Consider the following 8,399-nt stretch of genomic DNA (forward strand, 5'->3'; position numbering starts at 1 on the left):
TTCATAATTTTTATTCCCATAATATATGTATTCTCCATCAAAATCTGCTATTTTCTGTATTTTTTATCTTTATACAATAATTTTCCTGTGTTTATATTATATAGTTCAATTGCTCCATTTTCACATGAAATAAATAATTTATCTTTAATTATTTTTATTTTCGACAGATAATCTTCTAACTCTTTTTTAAAAATTATTTGTCCTTCTTTTTTATTGTTAATTCTGCATATTCATTTTCTATTATTTCATATCCATTTTGTATATTATAATATTTTATATTTTCTTCATATTTTTATATTCTTTTAAATTTATATTTTTATAATCAACATCTTTTCTTTTTGATTTTCATTATCTTCTAAAAGATAGAAATTTATATAATCATCATCACTTTTTATGAGATATTTTTCTGTCAAAATTACTTTGTTTTTCACAGGATCAAATCCTGCATTTTTTTCATATTCTACTTTAAAATCTTTTAAATTTATTTTTCGAATTATTCCTTTTTCATATAATATATATAATGCCTGTATTTTTTTATTTGTTGATATATCATGTATATATTCATTATTATTAATATTTTTTATAATTTTTAAAGTGTTTTTTTCCAATATACTTAATTCATCCATTCCAGAAAGGATTATTATATATTTTTCTGTTTCAACAATTTTTCTAATAGGTTCATCTGATATTTTTATAATTTTATTTTCTGTTATTATATTTCCATCTGTTGTTCCATATATTATATTCCCATCTATTTCTTTTATTGTAGAAATATATTTATTATAATCCATTGTTTTATGTGTTTCCCGGTATCAATACTGTATTCTTTAATTTCATTTATTTTTTCTCCATTTACTACTATTAATTTTTTTCATTTTCTAATATAAATATAGATGGAATTATATATTTATAATTTATATTTAATTTTATCTTTTTATTTGTGTTATTTCTATCAAAAATATAAAATGAATTATAATCTTCAAATTTTACTATATAATTTTTTGAAACTGCTAAAGGAATTGAATCATAAATCTCTATCTTTTTATTATTTAAATAATATATGAAACCACTTCTTGTAGAATAATCTAAATTAAAAATCAATGTATTTAGCTGCGAATTAAAATAAAATTATTTGTAATATTTTTTATTGAATATAATTTTTTTAGTTCCATGGTATCCGTAAAATTATGATTATAGTATTTAAAAATCATTTTATAGTAATAATTACCTTCAAAATATGTCTCTCCCAGCCATTTAAGCCAGTTTTTAGCATATTCTTTTAATTTTTCCTCCAGCATTTTTTCTGAAAGGATTCCAGATTCCTGATATAATTTCTTTAGTTCATTATAACCATACTTTTTTGTAATAAAATCAAAAAATGAAATACCAAAAGTATAACCATTATTATAATTAAAGAAAATCTTTTTAAACTTCTCATTAAACGTCAAATCTTTAAATTCGTCAGAATCTATTATTATTTTTTTTATTATTTTATTATAACTATTTATAACATATGGATTATCATACCATCTAAACCAACTTGCAAAAGCTTCATCTATATATGGAACTCCACTTTTACCCCATAATATACCACATAAACCATGAACTATTTCATGCGGAACAGCCCATATGGTTGAAAAAATAAAGGTTTTAATTTTATCCTTATCCATTATCGCTGTAGTAAATGACGCATTCTTGTTAGAAAATGCCAATTTATCTGCATCATTATTAATAATGACAATAACAATTTTTTCTGGGATTTCTTTTTCTTTAAATACTTTAATAAAATAATCTACCTCATCCTGAAATAATTTTGCATAAACAGCAATATGTTTTCTAAATGGAGAATCTTTTTCAAAATAAATCTCTAGATTTTGTGTTTCATATTTAACATAATATTTTTGTGCATAATCATATAATGAATGCAATTTATTTTTATCGATTTTTACATATCCATATAGTATATTACCAAATAAGATTATAATCAGTAAAAACAAAATTTTTAAGTATTTCAAAACATCCACCCTTTCCCTTTTATGAATTAAAAATTTTAATTATATTACAATTAAAAAAAATACATATATTGTGAATTTTATAACTTTATAAGTCGCAAATTATAAATGATTTATATTTTTCGTTATAATAGACATACTAAAAAATTTTTTTACTTATTTTATTCAAAATAATTTTATCAAAAAAACAGCAACATTAACGTAAATTTGTGGTAAATTTCTCTTTTCGTAAATCTAATAAATTTACACCTTTATTATATCAACTGATATATTTTATTGTTAAATTTTAGTTTATAGAAAGCTTTATATTATCAATTTCTTCGATGTTAATATATTTTTATATAGTAAATATTTTGAAATTTTTTACTAATCTAATACAAATAAGGACCTGCAAAACAGGTCCCTTAGGTTATTTACTATTTACTATTTATTTTTATTATGATGCAGCGCTTTCTTCTGATTGTGATTCTTCTGTTGGGAATGTTGGTAATTCGAATACAGAAATTTCAGATTCCAAGAAAGCCTTTAATCCAGTACCAGCTGGTATTGGTTGTCCAACAATAACATTTTCTTTTAGACCCATAAGGTAATCTTCTCTTCCTTCTAATGCAGCTTCTGTTAATACTTGAACTGTTTGTTGGAATGATGCAGCACCTAACCAACCTTCTCTTTCAAGAGATGATTTTGTTATTCTTAATAGTTTTCTTTCAAATCTTGCAGGTTCTTTTGGATTAATTAAATATACTTTCTTTTCTCCGACTAATCTAATTTCTCCATCTTCAGTTTCTAATAATTGAGGTTCTGTTTTAAATACTTCAACCTCTTTTATACCAACTTCGATTATTTTATCTAATAATTCTTTTGTAACTTCATCACCAACTTCACCGATTGTTTCATTTTCATCGCCATTTTTATAGAAATTTTTTCGGCTAATTTCTTGCCAATAATATCTTCTCTATTTTCTTCAACTTTTTTATTTTCTTCATAAATCTTTTTATTAACTTTTTCTACAGCTTTAATGTTTACTAAATCTTTAGGCATAAAGTCTGTATCTCCAGCATATGTTATTTCAACTTTATTGAACATTTGTTTGATTATTATTTCAAAGTGTTTATCGTGGATCTCAACACCTTGTTCAGCATAAATCTTTTTGATTTCCTTTAATAGATAATCAAATGTAACTTCTGCCCCTAATTCTTCTAATAATCTTCTTGGTTTTATATTACCGGAAGTTAACCTATAACCCGGTTCTACTTTATCCCCTTCTGATACTGTAGGTTTAACTTTTGGATCAGCAGTGTATGTATATAATTCGCCTTTAAAATCTTCAACTATGAATACAAGTCTTCCTTTTTCATCCCTATCAATTTTTCTAACAATACCCTTTACTGTAGAGAATTCGGCTTCAGGACCTTTTAAATTCTTTCTTGCTTCAAATAATTCTTCAGCTCTTGGAAGACCCTGTGTAATATCACCTGCTGTAGCAATACCACCAGTATGGAAAGTTCTCATTGTTAATTGTGTACCAGGTTCTCCAATTGATTGGGCAGCTATAATACCAACTGATTCACGATATTTACTATTTTTATGATTTGATAAATCCATACCATAACATTTAGCACAAACACCATGTTCAGCTTCACATGTTAATATAGACCTTACATAAATTGATGGTCTAACTTCGATTTCCGAAATATTATATCGTTCTAATTTTCTTGCTGTATCCTCATCAATTTTTTCCTGATAATTGCCAGTGTAATTAATTTTCCATTTTCATCTTCAACTTTTAGATTATCTCCTACGAATACGAAGTTAACAGCTTTATATTCTTTTATATCAACGGTTTTTACATTATGTTGTTTTAATGAAAGAATTAAATCATTATCAATTTTTGTACCTTTTGAGAATAGTAATTCACCGTCAATTATTACATCACTATTTAATATATTATGTAAGTATAAATTAATATTATCAATCTCAATATCTTTAATTGTTTCAACTACTGGAATCTTTGTTTTGTAGTTTGCTAAGAATTCAGCATCTTCTTCGTCTAGCATTACATCTTTAACGTATTTTTTACCTGTTTCTGGATGTGAAATTATTCATCAGTTTGTGGATCTAATACATCTTTGGCTAAAACTCTACCGAATAAGTAATCAGATAGTTTTTCTATTCTTAATCCATCTGCAATTAACTCTCTTGCTTCGATACCTTTTTCAGTACCACAATCTGGTTCTGTAACGGTAATTGATTGTGCAACATCTACTAATCTTCTTGTTAAATAACCAGCTGTAGATGTCCTTAATGCTGTATCAGCAGACCTTTTCTAGCACCGTGTGTAGAGATAAAGAATTCTAATTCTGATAACCCATTTCTAAAGTTAGATTTAATTGGCAATTCAATAACCTTACCTGATGGATCAGCCATAAGACCTCTCATACCGGCAAGCTGTTTCAACTGGTCGATATTACCTCTAGCTCCGGAATCAACCATCATCCATACTGATTGAATGGATACTTTTTGAATTCTTTACTTGTTACTTCAGTAACCGCAGCAATTGTCTTTTCCCAAACTTTAACGACTTCTTTATATCTTTGTTCATCTGTTAAATAACCTTCTTCATAATATTTTTCGATTTCCATAACAGTCTTTTCTGATTTTTGATAATTTCTAATCTTTCTTTTGATTCAACAATATCTCTTACAGAAATTGTTAATCCAGATACGTTGCATAATGGAATCCTAAATATTTGATATCATCTAACAATCAGCTGTTCTATCAATTCCATGATTTTAAATGTGTCAAATATAAGATTTTTAATTTCTTTCTTTTTGTAGATTTTATTGAAATCAGGATTAAATCTTCCAATTGGTTCTGGAAGAATTTCTTTGAATATTAATCTTCCAACAGTGGTTTTGATAATTTCGCCGTTGTTATAACCCCATTGGTTCATGTAATATCAATGTTGGTTTTGACCATTTAACTCACCGTTTTCAACTACTACTCATGTCTTGTTATTTTTTCATATTCATGGACATAAAATGCCTGGAATTCATCTCCAAAAATATATTTAATTTTATTGTTATTTTCAATTAAATCCTTTGGATTTTAGGCAATTCTTTAGAATCAAAGTATTTTTTATCAACAGTGGTTAGATATAAGCACAGCATCATATCTTTACCTGCATTGATATAGGTTTTCCATTAGCTGGTGAAATGATATATATCTTGACAACATCAAAAATTTAGCTTCAGCCTGAGCTATGTTGATAATGGTACATGAACAGCCATCTGGTCTCCATCAAAGTCAGCGTTAAATGGAGGACATACTAATGGATGTAATTGTATAGAATTACTTCTATCAATCTTGGATGAATGCCTGTATAGAAATTCTATGTAATGTAGGTGCCCTGTTTAGCATTACAGGATGTCCTTTAATTACTTCTTCAAGCATTTCCAGGCTTCAGGCATTTCTTTTTCTATAATAGTTTTCTTTAATTTTCTTGCATTCTTACTTGATGCATTAGAATCTTTTAATAATTTATTCAATACAAATGGTTTGAATAATTCCATTGCCATTTTCTTTGGAAGACACATTCGTGTATTTTAATTCAGGACCAACAACGATAACAGCCCTTCCTGAATAGTCAACACGTTTTCCAAGAAGATTTCTTCTAAATCTACTTTTTTACCTTTGATTAAATCTGTTAATGATCTTAAAGTCTTCCACTTCTGTCGGTCATAGCTTTACCAACACGGCCATTATATATTAAAGAATCTACAGCTTGTTGCAGGATTCTTTTTCATTTCTAATGATTATTTCAGTGCTTCAATTTCAAATAGTTTTTGAAGTCTGTTATTTCTGTTTATAACTCTTCTATATAAGTCATTTAAGTCTGTAGCAGCAAATCTTCCGCCATCTATTTGAATCAAAGTCTTATATCTGGTGAACTACTGGTAATGCTTCAATTATCATCCATTCTGGCTTATTACCGGATTTTAAGAAGTCTTTTACAACTTTTAATCGTTTAATTAATTTTAAGCTTTTGCACTTTTTTTATCTAACTTTGCTAATTCTGCTTCTAATTGTATTTTTAATTCATGTAAATCAATATTTTTGAGTAACTTTTAATAGCTCTCCACCATAATCAGCAGTTATTTTATCACATAAAGTTCATAGTATGCTTCATATTCTTCCTGTAATAATGTGCTCCCTATACCTTTACAATCTCTTTTCGACTTCTGGGTCTATAGCTGTTATAACCAATATAGGGTATCTCTTTCTATATCTCTTTCTATCTCTATTGTAGAAGGATAGAATTGTTCAAAATTAAGTATTCACTGGCTGTTAATATTTCTTCTTCATATAAAAATGTGTCAGCTAATTGTGTGCTTCTTCTATTTCATCGCCTTCTTCAACGAATAATGTAGAACCTTCGAATATAGGCCATTTTTCTTCTATACCATTTTCGTCTGTTATTTTTACCCATGTAATCTCATGTTTGGCTTGAGTCATTTCTGTTTCAATGCTTACAACACGCTTCTTTTGGCCATTGGTTTGTTTTTTACGTGTAAAACTTCACAGCCTGTTCTACTTCAAAGTCCATTTTTCTTTAAAAATTTCATATTCGGTGTTATGAAGCATATCACATAATCAAACATATCAGAATCTTTTGGATCCGTAATTAACCATATTTTTTCAACAACCCTTTTTGAACCATAATAAATGATGTTTTCTAATTCTTTTACTGGTATATTCAATAGTATGGATAAAATAGATGGTGACGATTTCAAAAACCAGATATGTACCACTGGAGCTGCTAATTCTATATGCCCATTTTTCTTCTTCTGGCTTCTTTAGATTCTACTTTAACACCGCATCTTTCACATACTGTGCTTCATACTTTTACCTTTATACTACCACAAGTACATTCATAATCTTTAACAGGACCAAAATCTTTTCACAGAATAACCCATCTCTTTCAGGTTTAAATGTTCTGTGATTAATAGTTTCAGGTTTTTTTACTTCTCCACTTGACCATTCTCTTATTCTTTCAGGAGAAGCAATTCCACTTTGATTTTGCAATTTTCCTTTTAATGATGATGTCATTTTACCATGCTTTACCCTCTTGAGGGGATTATAATTTATCTACATCTAATTCATTACCGTCTTCATCAAACAAACGAACATCTAACATTAACCCTGTAATTCTTTAACTAAAACTTTGAAACTTTCAGGAATACCAGGATCTGGTAAATTCTTTCATTTAATATGCTTATATACTCATTTCTACCTTTAATATCATCTGATTTATATGTTAGCATTTCTGTAATGTATGCGCAGCACCATAAGCTTCTAATGCCCAAACTTCCATTTCACCGAATCTTTGACCACCAAAATGTGCTTTACCACCAATGGCTGTTGGTGAATTAATGAGTATGGACTGTAGAACGTGCGTGCATTTTATCTTTTGCAATGTGAACCAATCTTAACATATACATGTATCCAATAGCAATGGATAATCAAAAGGTTCACCTGTTCTACCGTCTCTTAACACGATTTTTCCACTTTCAACTTCTGGATGTCTCCTAAATCAAGTCCATATTCTTTACGAACTTTATCCAATTCATCCATTCTATTATTTTTTCTGCTTCATATAATGCTTTCATAATTTCTTTTCTTTTGCACCATCAAATATAGGAGTAGCAAAATGTTTTCTGTTAATTTGCTAACCAACCAAGATGCATTTCCAATACTGCCCAAGGTTCATACGTGAAGGAACACCTAAAGGACTAAGTATCATTTCAATTGTTTTCCATTTGGTAAGAAAGGCATATCTTCTTTTCTTAAAATATTTGAAACAACACCTTTTTACCGTGCCTACCAGCTAATTTATCTCCAACGTTAACGTTTTCTTTGAAGCATATATACTTTAACATATTGATTTACAACCAGTTCAAGGTCAGGAATATCTTTTCTTGTATATACTTTTACATCAATAACTCTACCTTCAATTCCATGAGGAACAGTTAATGAAGTATCTTTAACGTCTTACCTCTATCTCCAAAAACTGATCTAATTAATTTTTCTTCTGGAGATGTTTCTGATTCACCTCTTGGAGTTACTTTACCAACTAAAATATCTCCTGATGTAACGTAAGCGCCAACTCTAACTATACCATGTTCATCAAGATTTCTTAATGATTTTTTTTACATTTGGAATATGCTGTAATTTCTTCAGGACCTAATTGCGTATCCATAGCTTTGGTTTCATATACTTCAATATGTAATGAGGTAAATGTATCTCTTTCGAGCAATTCTTCATTTACAAGTATAGCATCTTCAAAATTATAACCTTCCCATGGCATAAATGCTACAAGTACATTTT

8 protein-coding genes and 5 pseudogenes are annotated in these 8,399 nt (G+C 28.0%); all 13 read right to left on the reverse strand.

The window, feature by feature from the left end; translation table 11 throughout:
* Window positions 1–308: 308 nt before the first annotated feature.
* Window positions 309–791, reverse strand: coding sequence for a hypothetical protein (locus tag DJ007_RS14265; protein ID WP_129410153.1), 483 nt, complete (start codon window positions 789–791; stop codon window positions 309–311).
* A 70-nt stretch (window positions 792–861) separates the two neighbouring features.
* Window positions 862–1,101 carry a hypothetical protein gene (locus DJ007_RS14270; RefSeq protein ID WP_129410154.1) on the reverse strand — a complete coding sequence of 80 codons (240 nt, stop codon included), beginning with the start codon at window positions 1,099–1,101 and terminating at the stop codon, window positions 862–864.
* A 5-nt stretch (window positions 1,102–1,106) separates the two neighbouring features.
* Window positions 1,107–2,015: a hypothetical protein gene (locus tag DJ007_RS14275; protein WP_129410155.1), complete on the reverse strand. Its 909-nt coding sequence runs from the start codon at window positions 2,013–2,015 to the stop codon at window positions 1,107–1,109.
* Window positions 2,016–2,448: 433 nt separating this feature from the next.
* Window positions 2,449–2,595: a hypothetical protein gene (locus DJ007_RS20950; protein WP_165974213.1), complete on the reverse strand. Its 147-nt coding sequence runs from the start codon at window positions 2,593–2,595 to the stop codon at window positions 2,449–2,451.
* A gap of 266 nt (window positions 2,596–2,861) precedes the next feature.
* Window positions 2,862–3,766 (reverse strand): annotated as a pseudogene (locus DJ007_RS20650) (DNA-directed RNA polymerase subunit beta'); the annotation flags it as partial.
* 347 nt (window positions 3,767–4,113) lie between these two features.
* Window positions 4,114–4,526, reverse strand: a pseudogene (locus DJ007_RS20655) (hypothetical protein); the annotation flags it as partial.
* The gene (locus DJ007_RS15045) at window positions 4,505–4,654 is read right to left on the reverse strand and encodes a hypothetical protein (RefSeq protein WP_165974214.1); all 150 of its coding nucleotides are present in this window, start codon (window positions 4,652–4,654) and stop codon (window positions 4,505–4,507) included. The gene DJ007_RS15045 and the pseudogene DJ007_RS20655, both read right to left, overlap by 22 nt.
* A 113-nt stretch (window positions 4,655–4,767) precedes the next feature.
* Window positions 4,768–4,965, reverse strand: coding sequence for a hypothetical protein (locus DJ007_RS14295; protein ID WP_129410158.1), 198 nt, complete (start codon window positions 4,963–4,965; stop codon window positions 4,768–4,770).
* A gap of 307 nt (window positions 4,966–5,272) precedes the next feature.
* Window positions 5,273–5,465 (reverse strand): annotated as a pseudogene (locus DJ007_RS20955) (hypothetical protein).
* Complete coding sequence (locus tag DJ007_RS20960) at window positions 5,450–5,608, reverse strand: hypothetical protein (RefSeq protein ID WP_276318815.1); 159 nt, start codon at window positions 5,606–5,608, stop codon at window positions 5,450–5,452. Before DJ007_RS20960 ends, DJ007_RS20955 begins: the two are co-directional and overlap by 16 nt.
* Window positions 5,609–6,392: 784 nt before the next feature.
* Window positions 6,393–6,527 carry a hypothetical protein gene (locus DJ007_RS20965; protein WP_276318816.1) on the reverse strand — a complete coding sequence of 45 codons (135 nt, stop codon included), beginning with the start codon at window positions 6,525–6,527 and terminating at the stop codon, window positions 6,393–6,395.
* Window positions 6,528–6,709: 182 nt separating this feature from the next.
* A pseudogene (locus tag DJ007_RS20970) lies at window positions 6,710–7,121 on the reverse strand (hypothetical protein); the annotation flags it as partial.
* A gap of 28 nt (window positions 7,122–7,149) precedes the next feature.
* Window positions 7,150–8,399: pseudogene (locus DJ007_RS20975) on the reverse strand (DNA-directed RNA polymerase subunit beta); the annotation flags it as partial.

Source organism: Marinitoga lauensis, from assembly GCF_004135675.1.
In the GTDB taxonomy this organism is placed as follows: Bacteria; Thermotogota; Thermotogae; order Petrotogales; family Petrotogaceae; genus Marinitoga; species Marinitoga lauensis.

What these genes read in the sequence shown, in the direction of transcription:
- DJ007_RS14265 (WP_129410153.1), bottom strand. Translation starts at nt 791, where the DNA reads ATGGATTATAATAAATATATTTCTACAATAAAAGAAATAGATGGGAAT.
- DJ007_RS20950 (WP_165974213.1), bottom strand. Translation starts at nt 2,595, where the DNA reads ATGGGTCTAAAAGAAAATGTTATTGTTGGACAACCAATACCAGCTGGT.
- DJ007_RS15045 (WP_165974214.1), bottom strand. Translation starts at nt 4,654, where the DNA reads ATGGAAATCGAAAAATATTATGAAGAAGGTTATTTAACAGATGAACAA.
- DJ007_RS14295 (WP_129410158.1), bottom strand. Translation starts at nt 4,965, where the DNA reads ATGAACCAATGGGGTTATAACAACGGCGAAATTATCAAAACCACTGTT.
- DJ007_RS20960 (WP_276318815.1), bottom strand. Translation starts at nt 5,608, where the DNA reads ATGTGTCTTCCAAAGAAAATGGCAATGGAATTATTCAAACCATTTGTA.
- DJ007_RS20965 (WP_276318816.1), bottom strand. Translation starts at nt 6,527, where the DNA reads ATGACTCAAGCCAAACATGAGATTACATGGGTAAAAATAACAGACGAA.